The organism is Oceanobacter sp. 4_MG-2023, assembly GCF_030689165.1.
In the GTDB taxonomy this organism is placed as follows: domain Bacteria; phylum Pseudomonadota; class Gammaproteobacteria; order Pseudomonadales; family Oceanobacteraceae; genus Oceanobacter.
On record NZ_JAUYVV010000017.1, the window covers coordinates 12,561 to 29,852 of the forward strand.

At 54.8% G+C, this 17,292-nt stretch carries 17 protein-coding genes; 12 read left to right on the forward strand and 5 right to left on the reverse strand.

Translation table 11 applies throughout. The features are described from left to right. The first annotated feature begins 1 nt into the window (after window position 1). From lysA to Q8W24_RS12245, 4 genes are read left to right on the forward strand one after another with little or no spacing between them, the layout of a single operon-like run. Window positions 2-1,258 (forward strand): diaminopimelate decarboxylase, encoded by a 1,257-nt coding sequence (gene lysA / locus Q8W24_RS12230; RefSeq protein ID WP_305452922.1) that lies wholly within the window; start codon window positions 2-4, stop codon window positions 1,256-1,258. Beyond that, on the forward strand, window positions 1,255-2,085 hold the full coding sequence (gene dapF / locus Q8W24_RS12235; RefSeq protein ID WP_305475474.1) for a diaminopimelate epimerase: 831 nt from the start codon (window positions 1,255-1,257) through the stop codon (window positions 2,083-2,085). The genes lysA and dapF overlap by 4 nt, the downstream gene beginning before the upstream one ends. Before the next feature lie 55 nt (window positions 2,086-2,140). Further along, window positions 2,141-2,815 carry a DUF484 family protein gene (locus Q8W24_RS12240; RefSeq protein WP_303432889.1) on the forward strand — a complete coding sequence of 225 codons (675 nt, stop codon included), beginning with the start codon at window positions 2,141-2,143 and terminating at the stop codon, window positions 2,813-2,815. Window positions 2,816-2,831: 16 nt separating this feature from the next. Further along, window positions 2,832-3,539, forward strand: a complete 708-nt coding sequence (locus Q8W24_RS12245; RefSeq protein WP_305414311.1) for an HAD family hydrolase — start codon at window positions 2,832-2,834, stop codon at window positions 3,537-3,539. Between the two features lie 68 nt (window positions 3,540-3,607). Here the strand turns inward: Q8W24_RS12245 and Q8W24_RS12250 are convergent, their stop codons facing one another. Both Q8W24_RS12250 and Q8W24_RS12255 read right to left on the reverse strand, forming a co-directional pair. After that, entirely contained in the window at window positions 3,608-3,814 is a 207-nt protein-coding gene (locus Q8W24_RS12250) for a hypothetical protein (RefSeq protein WP_303432885.1), read from the reverse strand. A gap of 94 nt (window positions 3,815-3,908) precedes the next feature. Continuing rightward, the gene (locus tag Q8W24_RS12255) at window positions 3,909-5,969 is read right to left on the reverse strand and encodes a sigma-54-dependent Fis family transcriptional regulator (protein ID WP_305475476.1); all 2,061 of its coding nucleotides are present in this window, start codon (window positions 5,967-5,969) and stop codon (window positions 3,909-3,911) included. 351 nt (window positions 5,970-6,320) lie between these two features. Between Q8W24_RS12255 and Q8W24_RS12260 the strand changes: the two genes are divergently transcribed. Continuing rightward, window positions 6,321-8,153 carry an NAD(P)/FAD-dependent oxidoreductase gene (locus Q8W24_RS12260; RefSeq protein WP_303432883.1) on the forward strand — a complete coding sequence of 611 codons (1,833 nt, stop codon included), beginning with the start codon at window positions 6,321-6,323 and terminating at the stop codon, window positions 8,151-8,153. A gap of 120 nt (window positions 8,154-8,273) precedes the next feature. On the opposite strand, the gene speA is transcribed toward Q8W24_RS12260, so the two are convergent. Next, complete coding sequence (speA, locus tag Q8W24_RS12265; protein WP_303432882.1) at window positions 8,274-10,172, reverse strand: biosynthetic arginine decarboxylase; 1,899 nt, start codon at window positions 10,170-10,172, stop codon at window positions 8,274-8,276. A 235-nt stretch (window positions 10,173-10,407) separates the two neighbouring features. Here speA and speE point away from each other — a divergent pair, with 235 nt between their 5' ends. Beyond that, entirely contained in the window at window positions 10,408-11,277 is an 870-nt protein-coding gene (speE, locus tag Q8W24_RS12270; protein ID WP_303432880.1) for a polyamine aminopropyltransferase, read from the forward strand. Between the two features lie 115 nt (window positions 11,278-11,392). Here the strand turns inward: speE and Q8W24_RS12275 are convergent, their stop codons facing one another. Beyond that, the gene (locus tag Q8W24_RS12275; protein WP_303432878.1) at window positions 11,393-11,797 is read right to left on the reverse strand and encodes a cytochrome c5 family protein; all 405 of its coding nucleotides are present in this window, start codon (window positions 11,795-11,797) and stop codon (window positions 11,393-11,395) included. A 228-nt stretch (window positions 11,798-12,025) separates the two neighbouring features. Beyond that, window positions 12,026-12,769 (reverse strand): ABC transporter substrate-binding protein, encoded by a 744-nt coding sequence (locus Q8W24_RS12280; protein ID WP_303432876.1) that lies wholly within the window; start codon window positions 12,767-12,769, stop codon window positions 12,026-12,028. A gap of 220 nt (window positions 12,770-12,989) precedes the next feature. Between Q8W24_RS12280 and Q8W24_RS12285 the strand changes: the two genes are divergently transcribed. From Q8W24_RS12285 to Q8W24_RS12310, 6 genes are all read left to right on the forward strand, one after another. Next, on the forward strand, window positions 12,990-13,187 hold the full coding sequence (locus tag Q8W24_RS12285) for a YnbE family lipoprotein (protein ID WP_303432874.1): 198 nt from the start codon (window positions 12,990-12,992) through the stop codon (window positions 13,185-13,187). A gap of 15 nt (window positions 13,188-13,202) precedes the next feature. Further along, window positions 13,203-13,526, forward strand: coding sequence for a YdbL family protein (locus tag Q8W24_RS12290; RefSeq protein ID WP_303432871.1), 324 nt, complete (start codon window positions 13,203-13,205; stop codon window positions 13,524-13,526). Window positions 13,527-13,611: 85 nt separating this feature from the next. Beyond that, window positions 13,612-14,208 carry a LemA family protein gene (locus Q8W24_RS12295; RefSeq protein ID WP_303432870.1) on the forward strand — a complete coding sequence of 199 codons (597 nt, stop codon included), beginning with the start codon at window positions 13,612-13,614 and terminating at the stop codon, window positions 14,206-14,208. 34 nt (window positions 14,209-14,242) lie between these two features. Further along, window positions 14,243-16,216 (forward strand): M48 family metallopeptidase, encoded by a 1,974-nt coding sequence (locus tag Q8W24_RS12300; protein ID WP_305475479.1) that lies wholly within the window; start codon window positions 14,243-14,245, stop codon window positions 16,214-16,216. 192 nt (window positions 16,217-16,408) lie between these two features. Further along, on the forward strand, window positions 16,409-16,903 hold the full coding sequence (gene coaD, locus Q8W24_RS12305) for a pantetheine-phosphate adenylyltransferase (RefSeq protein WP_303432868.1): 495 nt from the start codon (window positions 16,409-16,411) through the stop codon (window positions 16,901-16,903). Between the two features lie 11 nt (window positions 16,904-16,914). Next, window positions 16,915-17,172 carry a YfhL family 4Fe-4S dicluster ferredoxin gene (locus Q8W24_RS12310; RefSeq protein WP_303432867.1) on the forward strand — a complete coding sequence of 86 codons (258 nt, stop codon included), beginning with the start codon at window positions 16,915-16,917 and terminating at the stop codon, window positions 17,170-17,172. Window positions 17,173-17,292: the final 120 nt, after the last annotated feature.

The window sequence follows — 17,292 nt, forward strand, 5'->3', positions numbered from 1 at the left end:
TATGTCAGCCTTTACTTACCTGCAGGGCAGCCTGCACGCCGAACTTGTCGACCTCGCCGGTCTTGCCGAACAGTACGGCACGCCCTTGTACGTCTATTCCCGTCAGGCTCTGGAACAGCAGTACCAGGCCTACGATAATGCGCTGGGTGAATGGCCACATCAGGTCTGTTTTGCGGTCAAAGCCAACTCCAACATCGCCGTACTGAATGTACTGGCACGACTCGGAGCCGGTTTTGATATTGTCAGCCTGGGTGAACTGGAACGGGCACTGGCCGCCGGTGGCGACCCTGCCCGGATGGTGTTTTCCGGGGTTGGCAAACAAGCCGTCGAAATGCGCCGGGCACTGGCAGTCGGCGTTGGCTGCTTCAATCTTGAATCAGAGGACGAGCTCGAACGCCTGAACGACGTTGCTACTGACATGGGTCTGGTCGCCAAGGTCTCGGTTCGTGTCAATCCGGACGTTGACGCACAGACACACCCTTATATCTCGACGGGGCTGAAAGACAACAAATTCGGCATCGACATTGAACGCGCTCCGGCCGTGTATCAACGCGCCACCAGCCTGCCCGGCATTCAGGTCGTTGGTGTCGACTGTCATATTGGCAGCCAGCTGACCTCAATTGATCCATTTATGGATGCCATCGACCGCCTGCTGGCGCTGATTGATGAGCTGGCCGACCTGGGTATCACCATCCAGCATCTCGATCTGGGCGGCGGTTTGGGCGTTTGTTACCGCGACGAACAACCTGCCAGCCCGGCCACCTATGTGGCCGCCGTCAAAGAACGCCTGGCCGGACGTTCACTGAAACTGATTTTTGAGCCGGGCCGTTCCATTTGCGCCAATGCCGGTGTTTTCCTGACCCGGGTTGAGTACCTCAAACTCAATGAGCACAAGAATTTTGCCATCATTGACGGGGCGATGAACGACCTGATCCGACCGTCCTTGTACTCCGCCTGGCAAGACATCAAGCCCGTTGCAGAAACCAGCAGCGCCATCGAACGCCGTTATGATCTGGTTGGCCCAGTTTGTGAAACCGGTGACTTTCTGGGCAAAGACCGCGATCTGGCCCTGCAACAAGGCGATCTGTTGGCAGTGATGTCTGCGGGAGCCTATGGCTTTGTCATGGCCTCCAACTACAACAGCCGTGGCCGCCCGGCAGAGATCATGGTCGATGACGAGCAGGCGTATCTGATTCGCCGCCGCGAGACCATCGAACAGCTGTTCGAAGATGAGAATCTGCTGCCGGTGGATTCATGAGAGTCAAATTCAGCAAGATGCACGGCCTCGGTAACGACTTTGTGGTAATCGATCTGGTGACTCAAACCGGCCGAATCCGCCCCGAGCGAGTCCGGGAACTGTCCGATCGCCACTTTGGTATTGGCTTTGATCAGTTACTGGTGGTCGAACGCCCCAGTCGGCCCGATGTCGACTTCCGCTATCGCATCTACAATGCCGATGGTAGTGAAGTCGAGAATTGCGGCAATGGTGCCCGCTGCTTTGCCCGTTTTGTTAACGAGCAAATGCTCACCGGCAAACAGGATATTCGGGTCGAAACCGCCAACGGTATTATCGAGCTACATCTGACCAACGAGGGTCAGGTGATGGTGGATATGGGCCCGGCGATTCTGACACCGGCCGACATTCCGATGATCGCTGAACAGTTCATGCCCGAATATCAACGCCATGTTGCCGGTATTGGTGACGTGCGCTTCGGTGCCGTGTCCATGGGTAATCCCCATGCCGTGATCCGGGTCAACGACCTCGAGAACGCTCCGGTACAGCAGTGGGGACCGATCATTGAATCCTGCGAATACTTCCCCAACCGGGTCAATGTCGGCTTTATGCAGGTCATCAATAGCCACGCCATTCGCTTGCGGGTATTCGAGCGAGGAAGTGGTGAAACTCTGGCCTGTGGCACCGGTGCTTGCGCAGCGGTGGTATCCGGGCAGTTACGTGGCTGGCTCGAACCGGGCGTGACGGTATCGTTACCGGGTGGCGAGCTGACGATTGACTGGGATGGTAAATCCAGCGTCCGCATGACCGGGCCAGCCGTGACGGTTTATGATGGTCGGGTTAATCTCTGATTCCCCCAACCATTGACGCTGAACAACGCTTCTGACAGAACAAGGTAAGGACCGCATGAGCCAGCAACCCCGACTCACCGACGCCGATGTCGCACAGTACCTGGAAGATCATCCCGAATTTTTTGTCGGCAAGGATGAGCTGTTATCCCATTTGCGTATTCCTCATGAAGCTCACGGAGCGACCAGCCTGATCGAGCGTCAGGTCCAGGTGCATCGGGATCGTAATATCGAGCTGCGCCAGCGCATGTCTGACCTGCTCGAAAATGCCCGCCGGAACGACCAGCTGTTCGAAAAAACCCGGCGGCTGGTGCTGGCCCTGATCGAAGCCAACAGCTGGCTGGCGCTCCATACCGCACTGGATGACTCATTGCGTAATGATTTTGGCGTCAACGCCTGGGCCATGCTGCACTTTACCGAGCGACAGCTGGAGCGACCACTGATCGCGGTGCGTAATCAGGAACATCAGCGTAATATCCAGCGGCTGTTCAAAGGCCATCGCGCCATTTGTGGCCAGCTGCCCAAGGCCGATATGGCCGCCTTGTTGAGGCTCGATACCACCGATATGGAATCCATCGCTGCCGCCCAGATTCGGGGCCAGGACAACCATGGCCTGCTGGTACTGGCCAGTCAGGATGGTAATTACTACCGTACTTCCATGGATACCCTGTTTCTGGATTATCTCTGTGACGTACTGGCCTTGCGCTTACAGCAAACGCCGGTTAACCGTTAAACAATAAGGCAATGCTTTGGCTCTGAAACTGATCACCCTCGATCTCGACGATACCCTCTGGCACACCGCCCCGGTGATGCAACGCGCCGAGCAAGCCTGCTATGACTGGATATGCGCCCAATGCCCCGGGTTTGCCGACCTTTACAGCCGGGACGGCCTGCGCCAGTACAAATCAGAATTGGCCGAATGCTACCCGTCATTGCAGCATCAGATATCCAGGCTACGCTTCGAAACCCTGCGCCGGGCAGCCTTGCAAACCGGCTGTGACAGCAGCACGGCCCATGATCTTGCCAGTGCCGCCTTTGAGGTGTTCTCCCAGGAGCGCAGCACGCTGGAATTGTTTGCCGGTGCCGAAACCATGTTGCAACAATTGTCGGCACGTTGGCCCTTGATCGCCGCCACCAATGGCAACGCTGATCTTGAGCGTGTGGGTATTCATCATTATTTCAGCGCTCACCTGAACGCCGAAACCGTTGGAGCAGCCAAACCACAGGGAGATATTTTCTTGGCGGCCCTGGCTCACGCCGGTGTCGAAGCGCACGAATGCTTACATATTGGCGATCATCCGCATCACGATATCGACGCAGCCCGAACGGTGGGTTTACATACGTTGTGGGTCAATCTGGACAACCGTATCTGGCCGGATACCTTTAGCCCGCCGACCCTGCAAGTCCGCACGCTGTCTGAAGTCGTTGAGCTGATTCAGCGCTGGCAGCAGCCATAACAACCAACAACAACGCCACAGACAAACCCGGCAACATATGGCTCTGCCGCCAACCAGGGAGCCATCCCTCAGATTGGACGACGGCCGTAACTGGTTTGCGGCTTGCGCGGCGGGTCTGCCATCATCCGGTCTTCTACCTTTTGAATTTGGCCGCCGCCAGACAAAAAGGCTTCGACATCACTGGCCAGCGCTTGCTGGCGTTGCTTGTGTGCAGCATCACTCTGCTTGAGTTCGCTACCGTCATCTGCCGGTCTTTCAAAATGATCATCAGACATTTGAATCCCCTCTTGTTAACTGCTCCCCATTGCATATAGACCACTCGGGCAGCCTTAGCGCGGTACGATACAATTATTTACACGCCATGGCTCTCTAAACCAAACGGTTCTGCGGTTTCCCTCCAGCGTGCCCGGATACAATGCAAGTCTGGCGCTGGATGCTGTATTTGCGAATACGACGGTACAAGGTTGGTCTGGACACCTTCATCACCCGGGCCACGGCACTGAGATTCCAGTCATGCTGATCCAGTAACCCCACCAATGCCTGTCCTTCTGCATTCAGTGATGGATGGCTCGCCGATTCAGAACGGGACACCGCAGCCGAAGGTACTGCACCGGTTGTCATCATCGATCTGCTCAGCACATGACTGGTCTCCCGCGCACCAGCGACAGAAGCAGATTGATCACTGTGAAGAAGCTCCGGCAGATCCGCCAGCGTAATAACATCATCACAGCTATTGGCTTCTGCAAAGGCCAGTACGTTGACCAGCTCACGAACATTGCCAGGCCAGGCGTAGGCTAACAAAGCGCTGATCACATCCGCCCGCAAGCGCAATTCCGGCCGTTGTAATTTTTGTTTCAGTTCTGCCAGTAAAGCACGTATCAAAAATTCCCTGTCAGCCCGTTGCCGCAGTGGTGGCAGAGTCAGCGTCGCGCCATTCAAGCGATAATATAAATCGGCCCGGAATTCGTTACGTTCAATCATGGCCTGAATATTATGATGAGTTGCGGCGATGATACGACAATCAACGAAAACCGCCTCATCAGCCCCCAACGGCGTGACTTCGCCTTCGGCCAGCACGCGCAACAAGCGAGTTTGTAACTGCAAGGGCATATCGCCGATTTCATCCAGAAACAAGGTGCCGCCATCGGCTTGCTGCACCAGCCCTTTGGCACCCTTGCTGCGTCCGCCGGTAAAGGCTCCTGCGCGGTAGCCAAACAGTTCACTTTCAATCAAAGATTCCGGTATGGCGGCACAATTCAGCGCGACAAAGGGCTTGTTGCGGCGGTGGCTGCTGGCGTGAATCGCATTGGCCAGCATATCTTTACCCGTTCCGGTTTCTCCCAGAATCAACAAATTGACATCACGCTGACGCAAACGCTTAGCCTGTTCGAGGGTTTTACGCATGGCCGCATCATCACCGGCCAGACAGTCCAACTCCGGCACCCTCTCAAGTGGCCGACTGACATCCACGGGTGCCGGGCCAGTTGCCACCGAGATGCAGGGACGCTTGGGTTCTATCAAGGTGCCGAACACCGTTTGTCCACTCGAGGCCAGATGGAAGGCTTGTACGCCATCGCCACGAGTCTGGTTAATGGCCAGAATATCGTCCCAGTCACTGTCCATCAGCTCCGGCAAACCCACAGGATTATCGGCCAGCAATAAACGTCCGGCGGTATTGGCTGCGATAATTTCACCTGTGTCATCCAGCGCAAACAACACCCGACCATTAAGAGCAACAAACTCCCGTGAGTCGTCACAACGAAACACCAGATGACGACGATAACGGCGCAGAAAGTAAGCATCTTCAATCATATGTGCGTACAGCTGGGTCAAATGCAAGGCAAACATCTGGCTGTCCCGCGCTGCCGGAGAATTCAGCGCAGAGATATCCAGCACCGCAATCAACTCACCGGAAGGGCCAAAGATCGGGGCAGCAGTACAGGTCAGGCCAATATGGGCACCGTCAAAATGATCCCCCCGATGGCAAGTCAGCGCTGCCTGCTCCTGAATACAGGTACCCACCGCGCAGGTACCGGCATAACTTTCATCCCAGTCAGCACCCAGATACAACCCCGCCCGCCGCAAGTGGTCATCAAGATGGCGCTCACCATGAAACTGAACCGTTACGCCACGGTGATCGGTCAATAGCAAGACATAGCCCATCCCGTGAATACTGGCGTAAAGCTGGTTAACCCCGGCACGCGCAACGGCCAGCAGTTCATCAGCCGCCTCTTGATGCTCCTTCAGGATAGACCGAGTCACAATCCGGGCAGACTGTTGACGTCCGGGCTGCAACCCATATTGCTGCAAACAGCGTTGCCAAGAGCGGCCGATCATATCGGCGTCAGCAGACTCTGGTGGCCGCCGGGCGAATTCAGTAATCGCTTGGGTATGAGCACGGGCGCAGATCGCATCGGTTGAGCAGGTCATATGTTCAGGCACCTATATCCATCCTTGCCGCCTGGCGGCCAATACTTATTGTTATCAGGTCAATCAGTCTAAAGAGACTATGTAGTGGCTGTCACAGGCCCATTCGTTCCACTTTCGTTCAGCGTTACAACTGTAATGTGACCACTGCAGCTGTATCGTTTTCGGCGTTACAGCTGTTTCACAGCTTGCCTCCAGTACCGCTACAGATATTCCGATTAAAAATAAATCTTATTATTTATCAGTAAGTTATAAGAACAAATAACAATGCACTCAATCTGGCACAGCAGCTGCTATAACCCATCAGAGGCTCAGCGCCCAAATAAAAACAACAAGAGAAAGCAGGAGTTATCCATGACCCGGAATTCCACAGCCACACCGGCGGCAACGTCACCACAGTCCCCCGCATCCATTGAGGCACAAACCTGGCTCGATCACTTCAATCAGGCGTTACAGAACCGTAATACCGCAGCGGCTACGTCCCTGTTTGAACCGCAAGGGTTCTGGCGCGATCTGGTCGCCTTCACCTGGAATATCAAAACCCTGGAAGGCCGGGACGCCATACAGGCGATGCTGACCGAAACACTCGCTCAGGTGCAGCCATCCAATTGGCGGCTGGAAGAAGAAGCCACCGACAACAACGGTGTGATTGAAGCCTGGATCTGTTTCGACACGGCTGTCGCTCACGGACGAGGCCATCTGCGCCTACGTCAGGGGCAAGCCTGGACGCTACTGACCACCATGGTGGAGCTGAAAGATTTTCCGGAAAAACGTAATGCCCAACGCCCTCGAGGAGCAGAACATGGTATTCAGCGTAACCGTCAAACCTGGCAGGAAAAGCGCCAGCAGGAAGAAGCCGAACTGGGCTACGAAAAGCAGCCTTATTGCCTGATTATTGGTGGCGGCCAGGGAGGAATCGGTCTTGGTGCGCGGCTGCGCCAGCTGGAAGTACCAACCCTGATCATCGACAAGCTGGAAAAACCCGGCGATGCCTGGCGTCGACGCTACAAGTCCTTATGCTTGCATGATCCGGTCTGGTACGACCATATGCCGTACCTGCCCTTCCCTGATCACTGGCCCGTCTTTGCACCGAAAGACAAAATCGGTGACTGGCTGGAGATGTACACCAAGGTGATGGAATTGAATTACTGGGGTTCGACCGAATGCACTTCAGCCCACTATGACGAACAGGCCGAAGAGTGGGTAGTACAGGTCAATCGTCAGGGTGAAGCATTGACCTTGCGCCCCAAACAGCTGGTGCTGGCAACCGGAATGTCGGGTATCCCGAATATTCCCAGGATTCCAGGGCAAGACAGTTTCGAAGGTGAACAGCATCACTCCAGCCAGCACCCAGGTGGCGAAGCCTATGCCGGTAAACGTGTTGTGGTACTGGGAGCTAACAACTCCGCCCACGATATCTGTGCCGCGCTGTGGGAACACGGTGCCGACGTTACCATGATCCAGCGTTCTTCCACTCATATCATCAAATCCGATACCCTGATGGACAAGGTACTGGGAGGCTTGTATTCCGAAGAAGCGGTACAAAACGGTATGACGACCTACAAGGCCGATCTGACCTTTGCCTCAATTCCTTTCAAGGTGATGCCGGAATTCCATATTCCCATCTACAAAGAAGTGGCCGAGCAGGATGCCGAGTTTTATCAAAGCCTGGAGAAAGCCGGATTTATGCTTGATTTTGGCGATGATGGCTCCGGTCTGTTTATGAAATACCTGCGCCGGGCATCGGGCTACTATATTGACGTGGGGGCATCCGAGTTGATAGCCAACGGCGATATCAAGCTGAAAAGCCGCACCACCATCGAACAGATATTACCCCACTCGGTGATACTGACCGACGGCACGGAGCTACCTGCCGACCTGATTGTCTACGCCACCGGCTATGGCTCGATGAACGGCTGGGCCGCCCGGATTATTTCCCAGGAAGTCGCCGACAAGGTGGGCAAATGCTGGGGCATGGGATCGCAAACCACCAAGGACCCAGGACCATGGGAAGGGGAATTGCGCAATATGTGGAAACCCACTCACCAGCAGGCGCTGTGGTTCCACGGCGGTAACCTGCATCAGTCGCGTCATTACTCGCAATATCTGTCCCTGCAAATCAAGGCTCGCATGGAAGGGATTGCAACCCCTGTCTATGGCATGGAAGCTGTCAATCACTTGTCCTGAGTGATGACTCCGGACTGAAGGCCGGTCAGCGGTCACACGACGGTTGACCGGTTTTGCTCCGTTCCGTACATCAAACCCCGCATCAGCGGGGCTTGCTGGCTTGAATATTCAGGCCAGCGCTTATAACTGCAAGTAGGTGTACGCCTGCATGGATTCCGCCAGTTCACGCTGGAACATCGCTTTGTCGCTGTCATCCAGTGCGCTCTGTTCTACCTGACTGAGCAGGCGGTGGCGAATATCATCTTCATTAAAATTGACGTAACCCAACACCTTGGCAATATGATCGCCCCACACCGGATTGTGCAGCTGTGGCTGGCCTTCGGCATCCAGCACAACATCCACCGAGTCGGTATCCCCGAACAGGTTGTGCAAATCGCCGAGAATCTCCTGATAAGCCCCCACCATAAAAAACGCCAGCATATCGCCGCGATTGATCGATGGCAGCGGCAAGCTGGTGCCCAGACCGTCATTTTCAACATAATTATCAATACGGCCATCCGAATCACAGGTGATGTCTTGCAACACGCCGCGATACGCCATCGGCTGATCCAGCCCCGTCACCGGCAGGATAGGGAAAATCTGGTTGATGCCCCAGATATCCGGCAAAGACTGGAACAGCGAAAAATTCACAAATACCTTGTCGGCCAGCTTCTCTTGCAGTTCGTCCAGCAGGGGCCGATGAGCACGATTGCCGGGGTTCAGCTTTTCCACCAGCAACTGGCAGGTACGGGCGTACAGGGTTTCAACACTGGCTCGCTGCGCCAGTGACAACAGCCCGAGACTGAACGAGGCATGGGCTTCCGCCACCCAGTGCTGGATATCGTGAAACAACTCCACCAGACCGCTACTGCGAGATGCCAGCAAGGTGTCATACGCCCGATACAGACCTTTGAGGCACACAGGGTCGCTGTCTTGCATTGGCTCCAGCTCGCCATCAAGGGGCCGCTCATGGTCAATGATTTCGGTTAATAACACCGCGTGGTGAGCAGTCATGGCACGACCGGATTCCGTCAGAATATGAGGTTCCGGGGCACCGATTTCGGCGCAGATCTCCTTCATGGCTTCCACGACTTTGCGGGCATATTCCTGCATGCTGTAGTTCATTGAGCAATAACTGCGCGAGCGTGTGCCTTCGTAATCCACGCCCAGGCCGCCCCCGACATCCAGCCACTGCACCGGAACCCCCAGCGTCACCAGCTCGGCAAAGATACGGCTGCACTCGCGCAAACCGGTATGAATATCGTGGATATTGGCCAGCTGCGAGCCCAGGTGGAAATGCAATAACTGCAGCGTCTCCAGCTGCCCTTGCTGACGCAGCAGCTCCACCACTTGCAGAATCTGCAGGGCCGACAGGCCAAACTTGGATTTTTCACCGCCGGTATTCTGCCAGTTGCCCTTGCCGATGGTGGCCAGCCGTGCCCGCACCCCCAGCCGAGGCTGGACGCCAACCCGCTCCGCTTCGCGCAGGATCATGGGTAATTCCGACAGTTTTTCGATCACCAGAAACACATGATGGCCCATTTTCTCTGCCATCAGCGCCAGCCGCACAAAATGCGCATCCTTGTAGCCGTTACACACAATCGTCGCCTTGATATCACGGGTTTGCGCCAGTACCGCAATCAGCTCCGGCTTGCTGCCGGCTTCCAGCCCGATCCGTTCAATGCCCGCCAGGCGCTGACCGGCAACAATTTGCGCCACCACCGGTTGCTGCTGGTTGACCTTGATGGGGTAAACCGGCGTAAACCCGCCCTGATAATCACATGCCTGGCGTGCCTGCTCAAAAGCCTGCACCAGACTGCCCACCCGGTGATGCAGAATACCGGGGAAGCGCAGCAAGACCGGCAAACGCAGGCCTTCCTGACGCACCAGTGCCGATAACCCTTCGAGGTCGATACCTGCAGACGGGGATGCATCCGGGTGAATACTCAGGTTGCCCAGATCATTGATACGGGCATAACCCTCACTCCAGTAAGGCAGGTTATAGACATCACTGGCGGAGGCAGGTTGGGCGGTGGTCATGGGCTATCCTGAATGCTGATTCACTTGGCGCGAATCCGTGGTTAAGGTATCTTGCTGCGCCAAAGAATGGTCGCGGTAACGGCAGCTGTTATCGGCTCGCAAAATCCGCAACGACCGGCGTTAGATCAATTCACGGATCAACGCACAGATCGCTGTCGGGGCGAGCGCGGACGGCATATCCGTCGTGCTGCCAGCCGCCGATTTTAAAGAACATCGATTCATTTGAGTATCCAATATGACACACTCACTGGCAGACGGCTGGTTTACCGAAGTATTTGATCAACAAGGCTCTGCCTTTTCCCTGAAAGTGAAGGGCAAAATCGACAGCGTTCAAAGCGAATTCCAGCGCATTGATATCTACGACACGGAAACCTTCGGCAAGCTGATGGTGATTGATGGCTGCACCATGGTCTCTACCCGTGAGAACTTTGTGTACCACGAAATGATGTCGCATATAGCGCTGTTCGCTCACCCGGCCCCCAAAAACGTTGCCATTATTGGTGGTGGCGACTGTGGCACCCTGCGCGAAGTGCTGAAACACCCCGGCGTTGAGCAGGTCTGGCAAATCGATATCGATGAGCTTGTGACCCGCATGTCGGAGCAACACTTCCCGGAACTGTGTGAATCCAACGCCGACCCAAGGGCCAATATTTTATTTGCCGATGGCATTCAGTGGATCAAGGATCGCGCACCGGAATCCCTGGATGTGATTATTATCGACAGCACCGACCCTGTTGGCCCGGCAGAAGGACTGTTTGCCATCGATTTTTACAAGGACTGCTTCACGGCGCTGGCGCCACTGGGCATTGTGGTACAACAGTCGGAATCACCGCTGTACCACAGTGACTCCATCATCAAGAAAATCCATGTTGATATGGCCGCCGCCGGTGCTACCAGCAGCCACACCGTGCAGTTTCCGCAAGTGATTTACCCATCCGGTTGGTGGAGCTGTACTCTGGCCAGCAAGGGGGGGGATACCACCAGCTTCCGTATCGAAGACGCCGCAGCCAAACCGTTCCGCACGGAGTACTATAATGCCGAAATCCATGCGGCCGGTATGGCCATGCCTGAGTTTATGCGTCGGGCGCTGAATATCGCCGACTGATGCCTGACCCAGCCCGGATGAGCAACACAGCAACACCGGGCCGGGACAAATCACAGGCACAAAAAAAGCCGCGATAACGCGGCTTTTTTTGTGCCTGTGGCAAAGTAACCGAAGATTACTCGTGACCAGACATAAACTTGATAGCCGCCAGCAGCTCATCTTCCGAGCAATCCAGGCAGTTACCTTTTGGTGGCATGGCATTGAGGCCGTTGACCGCATTGCTCAACGTGGCTTCAAAGCCTTTATCCAAACGAGTGTTCCAGGCAGCAGTATCGCCTTTCTTTGGAGCACCCAGAATACCGCTACCATGGCAGGCAATACAGGCAGCACCATAGATGTCTTCGCCAGAGCGAGGACCGGATGCAACCACAACAGCACCACCACACTCTGCACCCACACAAACGTCACCCACCGGGGCGATACGTTCGCGAATGTTTTCTTCATTAGTAGCTGTCGCAGCGAATGCTTGCGAAACCAATAAGGTGGCAGCAACCAGAATCAGCGCTTTCAGATGTTTCACAACGGTCCCCTTTTTAAGCTAATACGGCTTATCAGAATTAGAATCGCGCGAATTATAGCGAGTTTTACGAGCTCATTGGAATCAAACAGCATGACTGAACGCAAGGGACGATGGTATTAGGCTGCTTCAGTGTTGACGAAATCCGCATTTTCACTGCCATAATGGCCCTTTTCATGGCGATAATTGCCTCTTGAAAGGTGGTATCCAATACATGAAAAAAACAGCAGACTACTTTAAATAACGATCCAGAATCGTCTGATAACGGCCACTCTGACGCAATTGCTGCAACCCGACGTTAAATTTATCCCGCAAGGCCGGATTGCGAAAGCCAACCCGATAGTGGACAGGATCCAACACATCAAACACATCCACCTTGAGTCCGGTATTCACCCGGGTTGTCTGATTTCGATAAAAATCAAAAATATGTTGATCAATAACAATCATCTCAGTACGTCCAGAGAACAACATTTCTATCTGGCGATTTTGCCGTATGGTTTCACTGTATTGAGGGTTACGAAGACTCATGCGCCCGTATTCCGGCCCCAAGAGCTGCTGGGCGGTCTGAAACCCCAGCACACGATAATCGGCCATATTGGCAACGTGATCCAGCTTGATCCCGGCGGATGCCAGCGCCACCGCCACGTTGTGATAAGTAATGTATTCATCTGAAAAGAAGATGCTTTTATCCGCTGGTTCATCGGTCTTGGGCAAGGTCATCGCCGCCGCCACATTTCCCTGATGCAACAGACTGCGCACCCGGATATAAGGTACATACACTGGCTCGATGTCATACCCTTGCAGCGCCAGCGCTTCGCGAACAATCTCCAGCTCTGCCCCTGAATCTTCTTCAGTAATAATATAGGGCGACATGGAAATGCCCACCGCAACCCGGATGGATTCCGCCATCACAGGACAGGCCAGGATCAACAGCAACCATGCTGTCAGAGGGAATCGCACAAGGCTATTTGTCATTAGAAAGTCAACCATGCCATAAAATAAACCAAAGTCCTGATCAAACACCGTATCCACGTATTATCATTCCAGGCACGGTAAAGCTGCACTGTCTGATCGATCAACCGATCCCCTGACGACCATGCCAGACCCGGGTACTGACTGTCTACTGACGCCAGACAGCGGTTGCATTGCCACAATCCAACGTTACAGTAGAGTCCAATTGCCCAGGAGGCTTGTTATGCCATACACCCCCCGCATTGTCTTGAGCGTGTCTGCGATTGTTCTGGCCAGCGTTTTATCAGCCTGTACCGTCAAACTGGCCGCTCCCGAAAAACCCATTACCATCAACCTTAACGTCAAGATTGAACACGAAGTCCGGGTCAAGGTAGAAAAAGATCTCGACAATCTGTTTGAAGAAAACGACGCCCTGTTCTGAGTTATGGAGATATTCATGAAACGACTGCTGCTGGCACTCTGCACCCTGATGCTGTCCTTTTCGGTTATGGCCATCGACCTTGACACCGCTCGGGAGTCGGGTTTGGTGGGCGAACGACTGGACGGCTACCTTGGCCTGGTCGATACCAGCCATACTGAAGCCGCCGCCCTGATGGTTGAGATCAATCTCAAGCGCAAGATCCACTACCAGGAAATTGCCAACAAACAAAACGCACCACTGGCCAGTATTGAAAAAATTGCCGGAGAAAAACTGACGACCAAAGCCAACAAACAGGGACTGTATTACCAGACTGCCAACGGCGACTGGGTGCGGAATTAATCTTCGTCAATAATCATGCGTCACACGATCCTCGACCCCGTCATGTCAGCATATCGAGGACGAGCTAACCGAGAAAGGAACTGTTATGGATATATCTACCATTGTCACGCTGGTTGTTATTGCCTTGCTGCTGATTTATCTGGTGTCGATTTACAACACTCTGGTGAGCTACCGCAACCGTTACGAAAACAGCTTTGCCCAGATCGAAGTGCAACTGAAACGGCGCTACGACCTGATTCCCAATCTGGTAGAAACCGCCAAGGCTTATATGAGCCACGAGCGCGAAACCCTTGAAGCCGTTATCAACGCGCGCAACAGCGCGGCCGCAGGACTGAAAGCCGCTGCCAGCCACCCTGGGGCCGCCGATGCCATGCAACAACTGATGAACGGCGAAGGTGCCCTGACCGGTGCCCTCGGTCGCCTCAACGTGGTGATGGAAGCCTACCCGGATCTCAAAGCCAATCAGAACATGATGCAAGTCTCGGAAGAACTGACCAGCACCGAAAACCGCGTCTCGTTTGCCCGTCAGGCCTTCAACGATGCCGTCACCACCTACAACAGCTATCGCCAGTCCTTTCCACCGGTAATGTTTGCCGGCCTGTTTGGTCACCGGGAAGATGCACGCCTGCTCGAATTTGCCGACAGTGCCGCCATCCAGGCAGCACCCAAAGTGTCTTTCTGATTAGCCCCGACCGTACAGGCAGAGTGGATACAATATGGACTTCTTTAACCATCAGGATCAGGCCCGCAAACAAACCCGGCGACTGATTCTGCTGTTTGTTTTGGCCGTGGTGGCGCTGGTGGCTGCCATCAACCTGCTGGTAGCACTGATTATCTGGTACGGCCAGGGTCAGACCATCAACAGTGTTGAGCTGGCCGCCCGGGCGGGTCAGCCTGGCCTCTCCTTTTTTGATTCCCTCTCGACAGAACGAATCCTGATCATCTCGGCACTGGTGATGATGGTCATCGGACTGGCCAGCCTGTATCGCTGGCTCAACCTGCGAGGTGGCGGTCATGTGGTGGCCGAATCTCTCGGCGGCCATCGCCTGCCCCCCAACAGCAGCGATTTTTACGAACGCCGCTTGCTTAATGTCGTGGAAGAAATGGCCATTGCCGCCGGTATGCCGGTACCACCTGTCTATGTACTGGACGACGACAGCATCAACGCCTTTGCCGCCGGTTATCAGGCCTCCGATGCGGTGGTCGGCGTTACCCGAGGCTGCATGACCAAGCTCAGCCGCGACCAGCTGCAAGGGGTTATTGCCCACGAATTCAGCCATATTGCCAATGGTGACATGCGGCTGAATATCCGGTTGATGGCGCTGTTATTCGGCATTCTGTTTATTGCCCTGAGCGGCCGTTTTATTATCGAAGCCACCAGCCAGCGCCGCCTGCTGAGTTCCAGCGACAAACGCAATAACAGCGCGCCATTCTGGGCCATTGGCCTGGCATTGCTGGTACTGGGTTATATCGGCGTTTTTTTTGGCAACCTGATCAAGGCAGCGGTTTCACGACAACGTGAATTTCTCGCCGACGCCTCCGCAGTGCAGTACACCCGAAACCCGGAAAGTATTGGTGAAGCACTGAAAGTGATTGGTCATGGCAGTGGCAGCGACATCAGCAGCCCGGAGCGCGAAGAAACCGCCCACCTGTTTTTTGGCAGCGCCATGCACTTCCGCCTGCCACTGTTTGCAACACACCCGCCGCTGGAACAACGTATCCGCCGCATCGAACCCACCTGGGACGGCCGTTATCTCGCACCACAGGCCAGAACCGATGCCGAACAGGCCAACCCAGAGCTGGTTGATCACTCATCCAGTGCCAGCCGACTGGCTGGTGTCATGGGGGTTGCCGCGGCTGTTGCAGCAACCAGCGAGCGTCCAGACGCTGCCAGCCATACTATCAATACGATCAATAGCCCGGCCGATCATCATTCGGGCAGCCCGGCCATGTCTCTGTCCGACCAGGCCCGTGACCCGCATCAGGCTCAGGCACTCATTTATGCACTGCTGCTGGCTCCTCCCGAGCGTTTTGTGCACGACCAACAGCTGAATCTTATTCTGCAACAGGCCGGTCGCGAGACATACCAACAGGCCCTGCGGCTGATTCCTGCAATCCAGGCTCTGGCGCCAGAACAACGGTTACCACTGGTTGAACTGGCCATTCCGGCTCTCAAACAGCTATCCGAAAACCAGTACCGTACCTTCCACACCCTGCTGATAGGCCTGATGAAAGCGGATGGCCAGATTGATCTGTTTGAATGGTGTCTGTTCCGTTTGCTGAGTCAGTATCTTGCTGGCCACTTTAACAAGGTCACCCCGGTCAAGGCCCGCTACAGCAAGCCCGAAGCAGTCGCTGACGACATCGCCGTATTACTGTCGTTCCTGGCCGCCAAAGGCCACGATGACTCGGAAAGCGCCGCCCAGGCCTTTCAGATGAGTCTGGCTGACGGGGCTTTTGGTTCACTTGGTATTCAGTTTCAGCCACCAGGCAACAGCCTGAAACCGTTGAACCAGTCGCTCACCCGGCTGACCGAGCTATACCCCCATATCAAAGGCCGATTGATCAAATCCATGGTAGCCTGCGGCCGTGCTGACGGTATATTGCGCCCGGCTGAACGCGACCTGATCCATACCATCGCCGCGATTCTGGAAACCCCTGTACCGGCCGGAGTGCTGGCCCAATGCTGATGGGGCAACAACTGTTATGATGACATCCGGCACCATTTGCTATTTGCTTTTTCACTGGCAATTGCCGCCCAAAGCCAGCAACAGTCTGATCAATGGCCTGACCATGGTCATGAACAACCGTTGTAACCTTTATTGTGGCTTGGGTAGCTTTTGTTTACTATGCGCCCGACCTGAACCTCAGAGGCCACAGCCATGAATACTGTCGTCTACCCCGGTACGTTCGACCCCATTACCAATGGCCATACGGATCTGGTTGAACGCGCAGCGAAGATGTTTGACCACATCATCGTTGCAGTTGCAGACAATCAGAAAAAACGGCCTATGCTGGAACTGGACGAACGCGTCGACCTGGCCCGTGAAGTGCTGGCCCATCTGCCCAATGTTGAAGTTGTCGGCTTCAGTAACCTGCTGGCAGATTTTGTCCAGGAACGCGATGCCAACATCATCTTGCGAGGCCTGCGTGCCGTCTCGGATTTCGAATACGAATTCCAGCTCGCCAATATGAATCGCGTGCTGGCTCCACGTGTCGAGAGCATGTTTCTGACACCGGCGGAGAAATATTCGTTTATTTCATCCACTCTGGTGCGCGAAATTGCCTCCTTGCAGGGCAATATCAGCAACTTCGTACACCCGGCAGTCGCAGACGCCTTGGTAAAACATGTTAATGAGTCACGGCCACACGCCTGACGGAGGAATAAATGTCGTTAATTATTACTGATGAATGTATCAACTGTGACGTGTGTGAGCCTGAGTGCCCCAACGAAGCAATTTCTGCCGGTGAAGAGATTTACGAGATCGATCCAGGCAAATGTACAGAATGTGTTGGCCACTACGACGAGCCCCAGTGTCAGCTGGTCTGCCCTGTCGATTGTATTCCGCTGGACGAAAACAACACCGAAACCCAGGAAGAGCTCGAAGCCAAGTACGAACGCCTGACGGGCAAACAAGCTTCCTGAACTGACCCTCTGAGCTGAACACCCTGTTCTGCTGACGATAGCGTGTTTGCCTTGCAGCACGCTATCGGGTTGCGCACACTGGCATCTTCTATACGGCCTTCCGCCGCCATTCAGGATGAC

What these genes read in the sequence shown, in the direction of transcription:
- lysA (WP_305452922.1), top strand. Translation starts at nt 2, where the DNA reads ATGTCAGCCTTTACTTACCTGCAGGGCAGCCTGCACGCCGAACTTGTC.
- dapF (WP_305475474.1), top strand. Translation starts at nt 1,255, where the DNA reads ATGAGAGTCAAATTCAGCAAGATGCACGGCCTCGGTAACGACTTTGTG.
- Q8W24_RS12240 (WP_303432889.1), top strand. Translation starts at nt 2,141, where the DNA reads ATGAGCCAGCAACCCCGACTCACCGACGCCGATGTCGCACAGTACCTG.
- Q8W24_RS12250 (WP_303432885.1), bottom strand. Translation starts at nt 3,814, where the DNA reads ATGTCTGATGATCATTTTGAAAGACCGGCAGATGACGGTAGCGAACTC.
- Q8W24_RS12255 (WP_305475476.1), bottom strand. Translation starts at nt 5,969, where the DNA reads ATGACCTGCTCAACCGATGCGATCTGCGCCCGTGCTCATACCCAAGCG.
- Q8W24_RS12260 (WP_303432883.1), top strand. Translation starts at nt 6,321, where the DNA reads ATGACCCGGAATTCCACAGCCACACCGGCGGCAACGTCACCACAGTCC.
- speA (WP_303432882.1), bottom strand. Translation starts at nt 10,172, where the DNA reads ATGACCACCGCCCAACCTGCCTCCGCCAGTGATGTCTATAACCTGCCT.
- speE (WP_303432880.1), top strand. Translation starts at nt 10,408, where the DNA reads ATGACACACTCACTGGCAGACGGCTGGTTTACCGAAGTATTTGATCAA.
- Q8W24_RS12280 (WP_303432876.1), bottom strand. Translation starts at nt 12,769, where the DNA reads ATGACAAATAGCCTTGTGCGATTCCCTCTGACAGCATGGTTGCTGTTG.
- Q8W24_RS12285 (WP_303432874.1), top strand. Translation starts at nt 12,990, where the DNA reads ATGCCATACACCCCCCGCATTGTCTTGAGCGTGTCTGCGATTGTTCTG.
- Q8W24_RS12290 (WP_303432871.1), top strand. Translation starts at nt 13,203, where the DNA reads ATGAAACGACTGCTGCTGGCACTCTGCACCCTGATGCTGTCCTTTTCG.
- Q8W24_RS12295 (WP_303432870.1), top strand. Translation starts at nt 13,612, where the DNA reads ATGGATATATCTACCATTGTCACGCTGGTTGTTATTGCCTTGCTGCTG.
- Q8W24_RS12300 (WP_305475479.1), top strand. Translation starts at nt 14,243, where the DNA reads ATGGACTTCTTTAACCATCAGGATCAGGCCCGCAAACAAACCCGGCGA.
- coaD (WP_303432868.1), top strand. Translation starts at nt 16,409, where the DNA reads ATGAATACTGTCGTCTACCCCGGTACGTTCGACCCCATTACCAATGGC.
- Q8W24_RS12310 (WP_303432867.1), top strand. Translation starts at nt 16,915, where the DNA reads ATGTCGTTAATTATTACTGATGAATGTATCAACTGTGACGTGTGTGAG.